The sequence below is a fragment of the Pseudomonas sp. RW3S2 genome, from assembly GCF_014268955.1.
In the GTDB taxonomy this organism is placed as follows: Bacteria; Pseudomonadota; Gammaproteobacteria; order Pseudomonadales; family Pseudomonadaceae; genus Aquipseudomonas; species Aquipseudomonas wayambapalatensis.
The window spans coordinates 39,375-53,212 of record NZ_JABWRM010000008.1 but is presented as its reverse complement, the minus strand read 5'-3'; the positions used below and the strand labels follow the sequence as shown (position 1 = coordinate 53,212).

At 65.3% G+C, this 13,838-nt stretch carries 12 protein-coding genes; 5 read left to right on the top strand and 7 right to left on the bottom strand.

What is annotated here, in order from left to right; translation table 11 throughout:
• The 5 genes from gspF to HU748_RS13060 are packed head-to-tail and all read right to left on the bottom strand — an operon-like array spanning position 1 to position 6,675.
• A complete protein-coding gene (gspF, locus tag HU748_RS13080; RefSeq protein ID WP_186720660.1) occupies positions 1-1,203 on the bottom strand; it encodes a type II secretion system inner membrane protein GspF in 1,203 nt (400 codons plus the stop codon).
• Between the two features lie 2 nt (positions 1,204-1,205).
• A complete protein-coding gene (locus tag HU748_RS13075) occupies positions 1,206-2,654 on the bottom strand; it encodes an ATPase, T2SS/T4P/T4SS family (protein ID WP_186668747.1) in 1,449 nt (482 codons plus the stop codon).
• Positions 2,654-4,609 carry a type II secretion system secretin GspD gene (gene gspD, locus HU748_RS13070; RefSeq protein WP_186720659.1) on the bottom strand — a complete coding sequence of 652 codons (1,956 nt, stop codon included), beginning with the start codon at positions 4,607-4,609 and terminating at the stop codon, positions 2,654-2,656. Before gspD ends, HU748_RS13075 begins: the two co-directional genes overlap by 1 nt.
• 3 nt (positions 4,610-4,612) lie before the next feature.
• Positions 4,613-5,038, bottom strand: coding sequence for a pilus assembly protein PilZ (locus HU748_RS13065; RefSeq protein ID WP_186720658.1), 426 nt, complete (start codon positions 5,036-5,038; stop codon positions 4,613-4,615).
• Positions 5,035-6,675, bottom strand: a complete 1,641-nt coding sequence (locus HU748_RS13060; RefSeq protein ID WP_186720657.1) for a lipoprotein UxpA — start codon at positions 6,673-6,675, stop codon at positions 5,035-5,037. Before HU748_RS13060 ends, HU748_RS13065 begins: the two co-directional genes overlap by 4 nt.
• Positions 6,676-6,901: 226 nt before the next feature.
• Between HU748_RS13060 and HU748_RS13055 the strand changes: the two genes are divergently transcribed.
• Entirely contained in the window at positions 6,902-8,965 is a 2,064-nt protein-coding gene (locus tag HU748_RS13055) for a PhoX family phosphatase (RefSeq protein ID WP_186720656.1), read from the top strand.
• Between the two features lie 61 nt (positions 8,966-9,026).
• Here the strand turns inward: HU748_RS13055 and gspK are convergent, their stop codons facing one another.
• Positions 9,027-9,992 (bottom strand): type II secretion system minor pseudopilin GspK, encoded by a 966-nt coding sequence (gspK, locus tag HU748_RS13050; RefSeq protein WP_186711439.1) that lies wholly within the window; start codon positions 9,990-9,992, stop codon positions 9,027-9,029.
• A 147-nt stretch (positions 9,993-10,139) separates the two neighbouring features.
• Between gspK and tatA the strand changes: the two genes are divergently transcribed.
• From tatA to HU748_RS13030, 4 genes are all read left to right on the top strand, one after another.
• Positions 10,140-10,340, top strand: coding sequence for a twin-arginine translocase TatA/TatE family subunit (tatA, locus tag HU748_RS13045; protein ID WP_186668758.1), 201 nt, complete (start codon positions 10,140-10,142; stop codon positions 10,338-10,340).
• The gene (tatB, locus tag HU748_RS13040) at positions 10,340-10,603 is read left to right on the top strand and encodes a Sec-independent protein translocase protein TatB (protein ID WP_186668760.1); all 264 of its coding nucleotides are present in this window, start codon (positions 10,340-10,342) and stop codon (positions 10,601-10,603) included. The genes tatA and tatB overlap by 1 nt, the downstream gene beginning before the upstream one ends.
• Positions 10,600-11,343, top strand: coding sequence for a twin-arginine translocase subunit TatC (tatC, locus tag HU748_RS13035; RefSeq protein WP_186668762.1), 744 nt, complete (start codon positions 10,600-10,602; stop codon positions 11,341-11,343). Before tatB ends, tatC begins: the two co-directional genes overlap by 4 nt.
• Positions 11,344-11,514: 171 nt before the next feature.
• Positions 11,515-13,449 (top strand): Het-C domain-containing protein, encoded by a 1,935-nt coding sequence (locus HU748_RS13030; protein ID WP_238343351.1) that lies wholly within the window; start codon positions 11,515-11,517, stop codon positions 13,447-13,449.
• 75 nt (positions 13,450-13,524) lie between these two features.
• On the opposite strand, the gene HU748_RS13025 is transcribed toward HU748_RS13030, so the two are convergent.
• A complete protein-coding gene (locus HU748_RS13025) occupies positions 13,525-13,836 on the bottom strand; it encodes an NGG1p interacting factor NIF3 (RefSeq protein ID WP_186720654.1) in 312 nt (103 codons plus the stop codon).
• Positions 13,837-13,838 lie beyond the last annotated feature (2 nt).

The following is a 13,838-nucleotide window of genomic DNA, read 5'->3' as shown; positions in this document are numbered from 1 at the left end:
TCACAGTTGCAGACCCTGGTTGAGCTGCATGATCGGCAACAGCACCGCCAGCACGATGAACAGCACCACGCCGCCCATCACCAGGATCATCAGAGGTTCGAAAAGCGCCATGGCGGTGTCGACCTGACGGGCAAAGCCGCGCTCCTGGTCGTCGGCCACGCGCTCGAGCATGTCGGCCAGGGTGCCGCTGGCCTCGCCGCTGCCGACCATGTTCACCAGCAGTGGTGGAAACTGGCCGCTGGCATCCAGCGCCCGATGCAGGCTGGTGCCGCCCTGGACCTGCAGGCGCACCTGCTCCAGGGCCAGGCGGATACGCTGGTTGGCGACCGTTTCGCTGGCCACCTGCAATGCTTCGAGCAGGGCCACGCCACTGCCGCAGAGAATCGCCAGGCTGCGCGCCAGACGTGCGCTCTCCAGCACCTGCAGCAGGCTGCCGACACGCGGCAGGCGCAGCAGCAGGTCGTCGCGGCGCAGGCGCCAGTGCGGCTTGCGCAACAGCCAACCGCACAGCAGCGTCAGCGGGATCGCCGCACCCAGCAGCCAGGGCCCAGCGTTGGCCAGGCCCTGGCTGATGGCGATCAGCAACGAGGTGATCAGCGGCAGCGCCTGTCCGGAATGGGCAAACTGCTCGGTCAGCTTGGGCACCACGAACGTCATCAGACCGACCACCACCGCCAGCGACACGCCCATCAGCACACAGGGATAGATCAGCGCAGTGCGCGCCTTGTGCTGTTGGCGCTGGACCTGCTCCAGGTGATCCGCCAGGCGCGTCAGCACCTGCGCCAGGCGCCCGGAGCGCTCGCCCGCCTCGACCAGTGCGCAATACAACCCGGTGAACGGCGCGCCTTGCCGCGCAAGACTGCGGGCCAGCCCCAGGCCTTCGGCCAGCGCGCCGCGCACCGATACCAGCACGGCCTGCAAGGCGGGCGCGCGCAATTGCCGTTCGAGCGTGGCCAGGGCATCGACCAGGGGAATGCCGGCACCGGTGAGCGTGGCCAACTGGCGGGTCAGCTCGCACAGCTGAGCACGGCTCAGGCGCTGGCGACGCGGTTGCCGCAAGCTGCCTTCATGGCGTTGCAACTTGCGTGCGAACAGGCCCTGCTCACGCAACAACTGGCGCGCATGGCGCTCGCTGTCGGCCTGCACACTGGCCTTGTGCGGTTTGCCTGCCAGGTCCAGGGCCTGGTAGCGATAGGTCGGCATGCTCAGCCCTGCACCACGCGCAACACTTCGGCCAGGCTGGTCTCGCCACGGGCCAGGCAGTCACTGGCCATGGCCACCAGGCTCTGCCGGCGTGTGGCCAGGTGGGCCTGCATCGTCACTTCGCTGGCGCCCTCATAAAGCAGGGCGACCAAGCCTGCATCCAGCTCGATGAATTCATAAAGGCCCAAGCGCCCGACATACCCGCTGCCCTGGCAACTGTCGCAACCCACCGGATGGTGGGTGGCCTGCAAGGCGGCCAACTCCGGCCACAGGCGCCGCTCGGCGGCAAGCAACGGGCGTGGCTCGGCACAACTGCACAGGCGCCGGACCAGGCGCTGGGCCAGCACCCCGCGCAGGCTGGAGGCGATCAGGAAGGGTTCGATGCCCATGTCACGCAGGCGTGTCACCGCGCCGATCGCACTGTTGGTGTGCAAGGTCGAGAGCACCAGATGGCCGGTCAGGCTGGCCTGCACGGCGATCTGCGCCGTCTCCTGGTCGCGGATCTCACCGAGCATGATCACGTCCGGGTCCTGGCGCAGGATCGCGCGCAAGCCGGTGGCGAAGGTCAGCCCGGCACGCGGGTTGATCGCGGTCTGGCCGATACCGGCAATGGCGTACTCCACCGGGTCTTCGACGGTGAGGATATTGCGACTGCCGTCGTTGAGGCTGTTGAGGCTGGCGTACAGCGTGGTGGTCTTGCCCGAGCCAGTGGGGCCGGTGGACAGCACGATGCCATTGGGCCGCGCCAGGCACGCGCGCAGGCCCTGCAACGCTGCGGCCGGCATGCCGAGGTTGTCCAGCGCCAGCAGGCTGGCCTGCTTGTCGAGCACGCGCATCACCACGCGCTCGCCATGGATGCCGGGCAGTGTCGAGACCCGTACGTCCACTTCGCGTCCGGCGGCGCGCAGGGTGATGCGTCCGTCCTGGGGCTGGCGTTTCTCGGCGATGTCCAGGCGCGCCATGACCTTGATTCGCGACACCAGCATGGCCGAAAGCGCTCGCGGCGGGCGCAGAACCTCGCGCAGATGACCATCGACGCGCAGGCGCACCACCAGGCTCTGCTCGAAGGTCTCGATGTGGATGTCCGAGGCACGCAGGCGCAGGGCCTGGCCGAACAGGCCGTTGATCAGGCGGATCACCGGGGCTTCGTCGTCGCTTTCGAGCAGGTCTTCGATGCGTGGCATTTCGCTCATCAGGCTGTCGAGGTCAACCTGCTCGCCGATGCCTTCGATCAATGCGGCGGTGGCCGAGTCGGCAGCCTGGTAGAGCTGGCCAAGACGCTCGTCGAAAGCGGCGCGATCGAGGCGCTCCAGGCGCAGTGGCTGGCCATGCACGCGCAGCAGCTCTTGCACTTGGTCGCTGTCGGCATCCTCGCGCAACCATAGCTGCCAGCCCTGGTCGTCCGGGGCCATGGCCACGCCAGCCTGACGCGCCAGGCGGTAGCCGAGCATCACCAGTTACCGCCTTCAAGCCGCGCGCGGCTGGCCGGGAACGCCTTGAGCAAGGCGCCACCCTCGGCGAGTTCCGGCATCTGCAAGGCCGTGTCCTGCTGCAGGCTGCGGTACTTTTCCTGGCTCAGCCCGGCAAGGCTCGGCCCGTCACGCATGATCCGCGGGCGGATGAACACCATCAGGTTCTGCTTCACGTTGCGGTTGCTGTCGGAGCGGAACAAACGGCCGAGCACGGGAATGTCGCCGAGCAACGGCACGCGCTGATTGCTGGTGGTGGACTCGTCGCTGATCAGGCCACCGAGAATCACCAGGCCATTGTCGTCGACCATCACTTTGGTCTTGATCTCGCGCTTGTTGGTGATCACGTCGCTGGCGGCGCGCGAATCGGCGATCGAGGACACTTCCTGGACGATGTCCAGGCGCACGCTGTTGTCGCTGTTGACCTGCGGCTTGATGCGCAACTTCACCCCCACCTCCTTGCGTTCGATGGTCTGGTAGGGGTTGGCGTTGTTCTGGGTCACGGAGCCGGTGACGAAAGGGACTTCCTGGCCGACCAGGATCGACGCCTCGGCGTTGTCCAGGGTCAGCAGGGTCGGGGTCGACAGCAGGTTGAAACCGCTCTTGCCCTTGAGCGCGTTGATCAGCATGGCGAAGTTGAAACCGCCGCCGAAATGGCCGATGCCGGCGGTGGCGCCCGAGGTGGCCGAGAGCAGCTTGCCCAGTTCCCTGTTGTCGCCGCTGGCGGCAGCGCCGGCGATGTTGGCGATGTTCACCCCGTTGCTGCCGAAGTTGACGATGCCGGCGCCGAACTTCTCGTCGGCGAACAGCCACTGCACGCCCAGCTCCTGGGCGCTGCTGTCGGACACTTCGGCGATGATCGCCTCGACCACCACCTGGGCGCGGCGGATATCGAGTTGCTCGACGATGTTGCGATAGGCCGCCAGCTCACTGTCGGGGCCGACCATGACCACCGCATTGGCGCCCTCTTCATACTCCAGGCGCACGCCCGAATCGCTGGCGGTGCGTACTGGCGCCTCCTTGCCTTCGCCTGCGGGCGCATCGGGCACCCCGCCGTCCTGGCCGAGACCGCGCAGCACCTTGACCACTTCCGCAGCATTGGCGTGGCGCAGGTAGATCACCTGGGTGTTGCTGCTGTGCAGGTTGTCGCTGGGTCGGTCGAGCTGGCCAAGCAGCGTACGGACGCGCTCGCGGCTGTCGGCGCTACCACGCACCAGCAGCGCATTGCTGCGCGGGTCGGCCACCACCTGAGCACTGTCGGCGCCCTGCTCGCGGGCCAGCAGGCGGGTGACCAGGGGCGCGGTGTCAGCGGCGCTGGCATGCTTGAGTGGCATCACCTGCAAGGGCTCGTCGCTGACCTGGTCGAGCTGGCGTAGCAGCTTGTCGATGCGCTCCAGGTTGCTGCGCCAGTCGGTGACCACCAGCAGGTTGGCGGCAGGGTATGGGGTGATCACCCCGACGCGCGGGTCGATCAGCGGCTTGAGAATGCCGAGCATCTGTTCGCTGGCGGCGTTGCGCACATTGAATACCCGGGTCGCCACGCCGTCGCTGCCCTTGCTCTGCTTGCCGGCGTTCTCCACCGGCACCGGCTCCAGGCGCGCGGCCTGGTCGGGGACGATCTTCACGCTGCCGTTGGGCAGGTCCACGGCGGCAAAGCCCTGGGCACGCAACTGGGCGAGGAAGATGTCGTAGATGGCTTCGGCGTCGTGGCGATCGACGGTGCGTACCGTGACCTTGCCGGTGACCCGTGGATCGACGATGAAGGTGGTGCCCGTGATGCGCGAGACGCTGTCGATGAACTCGCCCATGTCGGTGTCGACGAAGTTCACCTCGTATTGCGGCACCCCGTCTTCGTCGACCTCAGGGTCTTCGGCCCAGGCCTGCGCAGAGCACAGGCCGAGGCTCAGCACGCAGGCCACAGCGTATCTTGCGATCATTGCTCATCCTTGCCGCTTGAAGCCGGTCACGGCGGGCCGTGGCGGCCAGGGCAGGCGCTCGCGCCGCCCCTGGTTGTCGAAAATCAGGCCATCGGCATCGATGTCCTGCAGCACGATCCCTGGCGCCAGTCGCTGGCCACGGCCCAGGGTGCGGACCTGCTGGCCGAAGCGCAGCACCACCACCGTGGCGGACAGCGGCTCGGCCTTGAGCCCGCCGAGGTAGTGCAGCGGCAGGCGTGTCAGGGGGATGCCACCCTCATCGGATGGCGCCTGCCAGTGGCCAGCCATCAGGCCTGGCAAGGTCGATGCCTGTTCACGCGGGACACCGAGCGGTTGCGGCTGGCGACTCAGTTGCAGGATGCACTGGGCGGCGAGCCAGCCGGCCAAGGTCAGCAGCAGCAGGTTGGGCAGGCGCGACAGCCCGATCACGACGCCACCTGGCGCGGATGCCACCCCGGATGCCCTTGTACATAGCGCACCTCGGGCCATTGCAACGGCGACAGTTGCCAGTTCGGCGCCTGGCGCGCCAGCCAGGCCTCGACCTTCTGCCACAGCGGCTCGCCGGCCTGGGCATCGAAGTGCAGGCCGAAGGTGCGACACGAGCCCTGCACCGTCGGGAGCCCGGCGACGCGCTTGCCCATCGGGCTGTAGCTGACCTGCCAGGCGTGGCCTTGCCAACGCGGCAGGTCCTGGCTGTTGTCGAGCAGCAGCGGATCGCCGAACAACTGCTCGGCGGCATTCTCCAGCACCTGTTCCACCTGGCGCGCAGGGGCCTCGACCACAGGCGCCGAGTAGCCGCCGGTGAGGCTGATCAGATGCTCGCGGGTGATCGCCTGGCCAGCAGGCAGTGGATGGTCGTAACGCAGCCCCGGCAGCAGCACCGGCATGCTCGAGTCGTCGGCCAGGGCCTGATGCAAGAGACGATCCCAACTGCCGCCACGGGTATCACGGCGCCACAAGGCCTGCGGCGCGCGCGCCAGCGGCTGGTCAAGCCAGGCCGCATGACCGGCGCGCTGCTGGCGCAGCGTGGTGCGTAACTGGCTGGCGCGCGCTTGGGCAGTTGGCGAAAGTCGATCCTCGAAAGCAGGCACGAAACGCGCCTCGAACTGCCACTGCCCCGCGGTTTGCTGGCAACGCAGGCGATAGACGCCACTGGCGCGGCACCCGGCGAACAGCACCGGCACTTGGCGCCCCGACGCTTGCGTGACAGGCACTGGTGTCGGCCACAGATCCTGGCCACGGGCACACAGCAGGACATCGATTTCGTCGATCCGCTCGGCCAGCCAAAGGCCGGGGCCAGTACCGACATCCGCCAGGGCGACCACCAGGTCGGCCTCGCGCCGGGCTTGCTGGAAGCTTGGCAACAATGATTGGTACCACTGCTTGAGCGAGGCTTTCTGATCCTGGGCGTAAGGGTCGGTCACACCGACCACCGCAATGCGCACGCCGCCGCGCTCGAACACACGCAGGGGCTCGACACCCAGGCCCTTGGCCTGTTCAACGCCAAGCCCGGCGCCGAGGGTAATCGCAGGGGACTGACGATAAAGAGCGGCGCAGCGTTGCGGCCACAGCACGCGCTCATCGCTGCTCACACGCACCTCGCTGGCCAGCATCCGACTGCCCTGCACGCCGCTATCGCCTTGGGTCAGGTAGGCCAGGCCGCTGCCGTTCCAGTTCTGGCCGTTTTCCAGGGTCAGGCAGCGCTCGGCGCCGGCCTCGTTGCGCATCTGCTCCATCAGTGCGGCCAATACGGCATAACCGCCAAGGCGCGCCTGGCTGGCCTGGCCGGCATCGAGCAATGGCGCGAGCTCGGCATGGCCGCTACTGGCATGGCTGCCGGTCATCCACGGAGCACGTCCCAGATGGCTGACCGGCCCCAGGCGCGTGGCCGGCACCACTGGCAGGCCAGGCTCGCGGGCATCGAGGGTGTCGGCGACATAGAGCAGTTCGAGCGAGGCGTCGCCGCCGCGCTGACCGGGGATCGCGGAGCAGGCGCCCAACAAAGGCGCCAAGGCCCCGACGCCCATCCAGCCAATCACTTCGCGTCTGCGCACACTGCTCGCCATCGCCCCCGCCATCCCTAACCTGAGTTCACGTTCGGCCCCGGATATTGGGGTGGCTGCGTGACAGTTTGATGGCAGAAATCCGACAGCCGATGCGGTAAAGCTCTGACAAATCTTGTTACTAATGGCGCTAGGCTTTAAAACCCCGTTAATATTTTTGCCAATCAATCATCACACTTGCCCCCTAAAGTCGCGGTTCCTCTTACTCAGCCATTACAAGGACACCCTGATGAGTCGAGAAACCGGCGATAACCTGGACCGGAACCAGAGCGGCAACCTGCCGATGGCCAGCGTGATGGATACCTACCTGAGCCGTCGTACCGTGATGCGCGGCAGCCTCGGCGCGGCCATCGCGATGATCGCAGGCACCGGCCTGACCGCCTGTTTCGACGGGGGTGGCGGCAGCTCACATCACGATGATCCGGCCACCGAGCCGCCTGTGACCGAACCACCAGCCAAGCTCAAGCTGGGCTTCCAGTCCATCGCCGGCTCGCGCACCGACGCCTGCGTCATTGCCCCCGGTTACAGCGCCTATGTGATCGCGCCGTGGGGCACGCCGCTGAACAGCAACGGCAATCCGTGGAAGTCCGACGGCAGCAACACCTCGACCGACCAGGCCAACGCGATGGGCATGAACCATGACGGCATGCACTTCTTCCCCATCAACGGCAGCTCCGACGATGGGTTGCTGGCGATCAACTTCGAATACATCGAAGCCGACGCGCTGCACCCGAACGGCCCGACCACCGATGGCACCGGCAAGCGCCCGGTCGAAGAAGTGCGCAAGGAGATCAACGCCCACGGCGCTGGCGTGGTGCGCCTGAGCAAGGTCAACGGCCGCTGGCATGTAATGCAGAACGACCCGCTCAACCGCCGCTTCACCACTGCCTCGTTGATGGACATCGCCGGCCCTATGCGCGGCACCGATCACGTCAAGACCAAGTTCTCGCCGACCGGCACCCAGGCGCGCGGCACCAACAACAACTGCGGCAACGGCTACACGCCGTGGGGCACCTACCTGACCTGCGAGGAGAACTGGCCTGGCATCTTCGTCAACAAGGGTGTGCGCCCGGCTGATCAGGTGCGCATCGGCGTCAGTGCCAGCAGCGGCCAGTACAAGTGGGAAACCGTTGCTGGCGACGCCAGCGAGGTCAACGGCGAGTTCGCCCGCTTCAACGTGACCCCGACCGGCGCCAGCGCCACCGACGACTACCGCAACGAAGCCAGCACCTATGGCTACATCGTCGAGATCGACCCGTACAACAGTGCCACCCTGGCAGTGAAGCGCACCGCCCTTGGCCGCTTCCGCCACGAGGGCTGCTGCCCGGGCCTGCCAGTCGCGGGCAAGCCGCTGGTGTGGTACACCGGCGACGACTCGAACAACGAGTACCTGTACAAGTTCGTCTCCGACGCCGTATGGGATCCAGCCGACGCCACCCCGGCCGACCGCCTGGCCACCGGTGCCAAGTACATGGACAAGGGCAAGCTCTACGTCGCCCGCTTCAATGCCGACGGCAAGGGCGTATGGCTGCTGCTGGACGTGGCCACCCCCACCACCGCCGGGAGCACGCTGGGGGCGCTGTACGGTGATCTGCCGGGCATCATCCTCAACACCCGCGGCGCGGCTGACGCAGTCGGCGCGACGCCGATGGACCGCCCTGAGTGGACCGCCGTCAACCCGCTCAATGGCAACGTCTACCTAACCCTGACCAACAACAGCGCGCGTACTGCCGCCAAGGTGGATGCGGCCAACCCGCGCGGCCCGAACCGCCATGGCCACATCATCCGCTGGCACGACAGCGACGATCACAAGAGCTTCACCTGGGACATCTTCGTGTTCGGCGCCAACGCTGCCGGTACACCGGACATCAACCGCTCGGGCCTGACCGAACTGAACCAGTTCGCCAGCCCAGACGGGATGAGCTTCGATAGCCGTGGGGTGCTGTGGATCGAGACCGACAACGGCGAGACCACCTTGACCAGCTACACCAATGACCAGTTGCTGGCGGTGATCCCCACCGACCTGGTCGATGCCACCGGCAAGCAGATCCCGGTCAACGCCCAGAACCAGGTGGACCTGCGGCGCTTCTTCGTCGGCCCTAACGGCTGCGAGGTGACGGGGATCAGCTTCACGCCGGACAACAAGACGCTGTTCATCAACATCCAGCACCCGGGGAACTGGCCGTATACCGACAAGGCGACAGATGTGACCCCGGCAGGGAGCCGGGTGCGACCACGGGCATCTACCGTGGTGATTCAACGGAATGATGGCGGGGAAATCGGGACCGCCTGAGCCTGGGCCGGGCAGTCAGCCTTGTGCTGGCTGCACCGGCCTCTTCGCGGGCAGGTCAGGCTTACCAGGCCATCGGTTCCCGCCCCAGCACCCGCACCTGCTGCGCCGGCACCCGCGCATGCCACTGCACCACCCCCAGCGCCTCGATCTGAAACTGACTGCGCACCGACCGCCCCTCTTCCTCGAACGAAAGCTGCAACAGGAAGAGCCCGCTGTTGAGCAACAACCCCTCGCTCAACCGGGCAAAGCTCTCGTCATCCAAAGCGCCCAGCGCCTGGCGTAACGCTCCTGCATCGACATAACCCGAAGCCGGCCGATTACTGATGATCCGGCTGAGCAGCGATCGGGAAAAGTGCCCCTCGTAGAGCGCCTCCAGCAACGGCAGGTGCTCCAGGTTCAAGGCATTGGCATTGAGCCGCCAGCCGCTGGTCTGCGGCAATGCGCACAGCATCGGATAACGCCCCTGGCGCCCGGCATCGGGCTCGAGCAGCAGGTTCAGTTCGCTCGGGTCGAGCATCGCCTGGTTGGCCGCCAGACGCGGTGGCTGCTGACGCAGGTACTGGCCGCTCTCGGCACCTTGCAGGCGCGTGTCGCTGTCAGCGTCCAGCCAATCGGCCAGGGCGTCGACCAATCGCTCGGCCGCCATGTCGTCGCCGAGCAACCGGCGCAGCTGACGCTCGGCACGCTCGGCGTCTTCGCCCAGCAAGGCATTGACGTTGAAGCAGGTGTGCTGGTCGCGCACCCGCAGGCGTGCCTTGCCTGCCCCAAAGTCATACTCCAGCGCCTGGCCGCGCAGGGCCTGCCAGAACAGGGGGCTGACGCGCCAGGCCGGATCGCGCAGGGCCTGGCTGGCATAGGCAAGGCCAGCCTGCTCCATCGCCCGCACCTGCACGCGCTGACGCAGCAAGCGCGTTTCATCGACCTGGCGACGCCCCTCCTCCACCAGCCAGGCCAGGCCCGCCGCAAGCATCGCCAGCGCCACCATCACCATCAGCAACGCTGCACCCTGTTGTCGCCCGCCACCCATTGCACCGCGCCTCTTCATCCGTGGAGGCGCCAGTCAACACGGTGCGTGTTGCAAGCACATGGCAACGTTTCCCGACAGTCACGTTGGCGTCATCTGAAGCAGGCAGGATTGGCCTTCCTTTTCATGACCTTACAGGGGTTCTCACAAATGGGCGGTATAGGCATCTGGCAACTGGTGATCGTGCTGCTGATCGTTTTCCTGCTGTTCGGCACCAAGCGCCTCAAAGGCCTGGGCAGCGATGTCGGCGAAGCGATCCAGGGTTTTCGCAAGTCGATGGGCGGTGACGACAACAGCAGCGCATCACCCAACGCACAGGTTCAACAGCAGCCAACGGATCGCCAAGGCTGATGTTCGAGATCGGTTTCAGCGAACTGCTGCTGGTTGGCGTCGTCGCTCTGCTGGTCCTGGGGCCCGAACGCCTGCCGGTGGCGATGCGCACCGTCGGGCGCGGCCTTGGGCGGGCGCGGCAGGCCATGAACATGCTGCGCGCCCAGGTCGAGCGGGAAATCGACATGCCAGCCCTGGACGATGCGGCGCTGCGCAAACTGGAGCAGGATATCCGCCAGGGTGTCAGCCTCGATGAAGCCCCCGCCAGGGAAGGTAGATCATGAGCTTCGCTATCCACGGAAGGTCGGCAATGCCGCTGACCGAACACCTGCGTGACGTACGCAAGCGCCTGGTGCGTTGCCTGCTGGCCATCGCCCTGGCGTTCGCCGGGTTGTTCCCCTTCGCCCAGACCCTCTACACCCTGGTCTCCGAACCGCTGCGCCGCTTCCTGCCCGAAGGCGCGAGCATGATCGCGACCAGCGTCACCTCGCCGTTTCTCACGCCCTTCAAGCTGACGGCCATGTGCGCGCTGTTTATCAGCATGCCAGTGCTGCTGCATCAGGCTTGGGGCTTCATCGCGCCGGGGCTGTATCGGCGGGAGAAACGCATCGCCCTGCCGCTGCTGGTGTCGAGCATCCTGCTGTTCTACGGCGGCATGGCATTCGCGTTCTTCCTGGTGTTTCCGATGATGTTCGGTTTCTTCGCCAGCGTGACGCCCGAAGGCGTGGCAATGATGACCGACATCAGCCAGTATCTGGACTTCATCCTCGCGCTTTTCCTGGCGTTCGGCCTGGCATTCGAGATACCGGTGGCGACCTTCATCGTGGTCTGGGCAGGCATGACCGATGTTGCCAGCTTGCGCCGTAGCCGGCCCTACGTGATCGTCGGCTGTTTCGTGGCCGGTATGATCCTCACGCCTCCTGACGTGTTCTCCCAGACCATGCTCGCCATCCCGATGTGGTTGCTGTTCGAGATCGGCCTGCTGGCCTGCGGGGCCCTTCAAAACCGCACCCGCCTTTCGTAGCGCCTACAGCGGGAGGCGTTGCCTGCTCCCTCTTGCACCATGCGGCTCACATGCTGGGGCTCCGTCAGTTGATGAGTCCCCAGCATGATCCCACTATGCCTGCAAACCCGCTTCGCTCTTGATCGACTCACCGAAATCAGCCGGCCGCTCTCAGCACAGGCCTTTCGCGAAATGCTCATCCCTGTGTTCGGTGACGACCTGCCAGACAGTTGCTACCAGCAGCTGCAGGACGCACTGCGCGACGGCACGTTGAGCAACCCTGTACACCAGGTGAACCCACAGGTGGCGGGCAAAGCCTGCTACGACAATGCCACGCGTATCATCCACCTGCACCCCGAGGTGATCGCTGGCGCGCTGCTGCAGCCACAGGCAGCCTGTGAACTGGCGACCATCCTGCTGCACGAGTTCGGTCATCACCTGGACAACCTTCTGCGCCAAGACTTCGCGAAAGGCCTGGACGATGGCTTAGCCTCGGTGGCCGAGGATGCAGAACTCGAGGAAGGTGCGCGCTTCGCCTACCTGATCGGCTGCATGGAGTCCGGCCCAAGCGGTGATCTGCCGATCGCCCAGCTGACTGAAGCAGGCCGAACCATCACCCTGCGAGCCGATGACCAGGCCATGCGCATGTTCATCCGCCAGAGCCAGGATGAACATGCGCAACGCGCCAACACCAATGAAGGCAGCACCGAGGGCTTTTCTGCGGGCAAGGGCGACAAGAAAAACCCTGAAATGTCCTGGGGGCATGAGTCGATCGAGGAAGACCTCAAGTACGCCGGGTTCAATGAGCAACAACGCAAGGCGATCTATTTCGGCAACTGGTTGCGCGACTACTCGCAGTTGCTCGATCCCAAGCTGGTCCGCGCCGAGGACGCGCCCAAAGAGTTCCCGCGCAAGCTTTCCCGGAAAGTCCTGACCCAACTCGTAGACCTGCTGGCGCTCAAGGCATTCCCCAGCCTGCAATCCACGCCGCAAGAGCGCGCGCACTACGTGATCACACCGCAGATGCTCGGGGTGTATCGTCCTACCGAGCACATCGACAATCCCTACAACCCCAGCCCGTCAGTGACTGATCCGCGCACCATCGATGCAGACTTCGAGCCGCCTGTGGCACAGGACGATCCGCGGTTGCAGGTCGATCCGGATACGTCCATGAAGCGCCACATCTTCAGTTCGGTCGATTACATGTGCCAACGACTACGCGAGGCAATGGCGGCCGGCCCGACCCCTGAGGGCATGCGCAAATTCGGTGCAGCACTGCACGTGCTGGAAGATTACTTCGCCCACTCCAACTACGCCGAATTGAGCCTGCACAAGCAGGGTCACGACACTGTACTGACCTGGACCGCACAAGCCGACTGCAAGCACGGCTGGCCCATTGTCACTGGCATGTTCGCCGGTAGCGATGTGATAGCCAGCCTGGCCGAGCCGATGGCCAAAGTACTCTTCGCGCCCTCCGGCGACTTCGAGAACATCACGCCAGGGCAACGCTCGGACACTGAACTGGCGCTGCTGATCCTGCTTCAGGATCACCCCGATCCGCAGTGGCAGGAACACCTGAACAGTGCACTGGAAATTCGCGATACATTGGCGGACCTTCCCGGGTTCAATGTGGCGAGGCGCGTTTCCTGGATCACGGGCTCACCGCTGCGCCTTGCAACCGACCTGCCCAAGATCGGCTATCGCGCCATCCTCAACCTGATCGGCAACTCGGTCGACGATATCCAGACGTACAGGATGGGCAATCCCATGCTCACCGGTTCGACCAATCCGACCCACTCCCAGCTTGCCAAGGACCATGACGTGCATCCGCTGCATACCTTGGCCACTCTGATGGCTCGGGTTGCGGTGCGCGATGTCGGCTTCGCCATGTACAAATACTGGCAGGGCGGCCGGTTGCGCGATCCGGTCAAGGTAGCGCGCAGCTACTTTACCCACCCCAATGACAGCGAATGGCAGGACGAACTGGTCAGCAAATGGGCTAGCGAGCATCCCAAGGAAATCCAGAAATCCAGCAACCCAGCCGTCTTCGAAGAGCTCCATCACCATCATGAGGCGCCAGCGGTGGATGAAAGCGCCTGGGAACGTCTGAAAGGGCTGTTCAGTTAAAACCTGTAGAAACGACAAGCCCCGGCAGGAGACTGCCGGGGCTTGTCGGTTTGCAGCAGCGAAACTTCAGCGCATTCAGACGTCGAGCAAAGGCCAGACCTCATACGCCGGCGTTTCATAAGGATGGCTCTGCTTCAATGCAGCAACCACCTGACGAACCCGCTCATCGGCCACCACCAGCTCCACCTTCCACTCCTCCACCACCTCGACCTGGCCCACCTCCCCGAGGAATGGCTGGCTGCCATCCAACGGGCGGAACTGACCCTGGCCAAGTGTCTGCCAGGCACAGTGATCGTAGTCACCGATACGTCCGCCTCCAGCAGCGAACACGGCGGCCTTGACCACTTCGACATGGCTGGCGGGGACGAAGAAGGCGAGCTTGTGCACCG

Excerpts from the sequence above, each read along its gene's own strand:
- tatC (WP_186668762.1), top strand. The coding sequence starts at position 10,600 with ATGAGCTTCGCTATCCACGGAAGGTCGGCAATGCCGCTGACCGAACAC.
- gspD (WP_186720659.1), bottom strand. The coding sequence starts at position 4,609 with ATGATCGCAAGATACGCTGTGGCCTGCGTGCTGAGCCTCGGCCTGTGC.
- gspF (WP_186720660.1), bottom strand. The coding sequence starts at position 1,203 with ATGCCGACCTATCGCTACCAGGCCCTGGACCTGGCAGGCAAACCGCAC.
- gspK (WP_186711439.1), bottom strand. The coding sequence starts at position 9,992 with ATGGGTGGCGGGCGACAACAGGGTGCAGCGTTGCTGATGGTGATGGTG.
- HU748_RS13030 (WP_238343351.1), top strand. The coding sequence starts at position 11,515 with ATGCTCATCCCTGTGTTCGGTGACGACCTGCCAGACAGTTGCTACCAG.
- HU748_RS13075 (WP_186668747.1), bottom strand. The coding sequence starts at position 2,654 with ATGCTCGGCTACCGCCTGGCGCGTCAGGCTGGCGTGGCCATGGCCCCG.
- HU748_RS13055 (WP_186720656.1), top strand. The coding sequence starts at position 6,902 with ATGAGTCGAGAAACCGGCGATAACCTGGACCGGAACCAGAGCGGCAAC.
- tatA (WP_186668758.1), top strand. The coding sequence starts at position 10,140 with ATGGGCGGTATAGGCATCTGGCAACTGGTGATCGTGCTGCTGATCGTT.
- HU748_RS13060 (WP_186720657.1), bottom strand. The coding sequence starts at position 6,675 with ATGGCGAGCAGTGTGCGCAGACGCGAAGTGATTGGCTGGATGGGCGTC.
- tatB (WP_186668760.1), top strand. The coding sequence starts at position 10,340 with ATGTTCGAGATCGGTTTCAGCGAACTGCTGCTGGTTGGCGTCGTCGCT.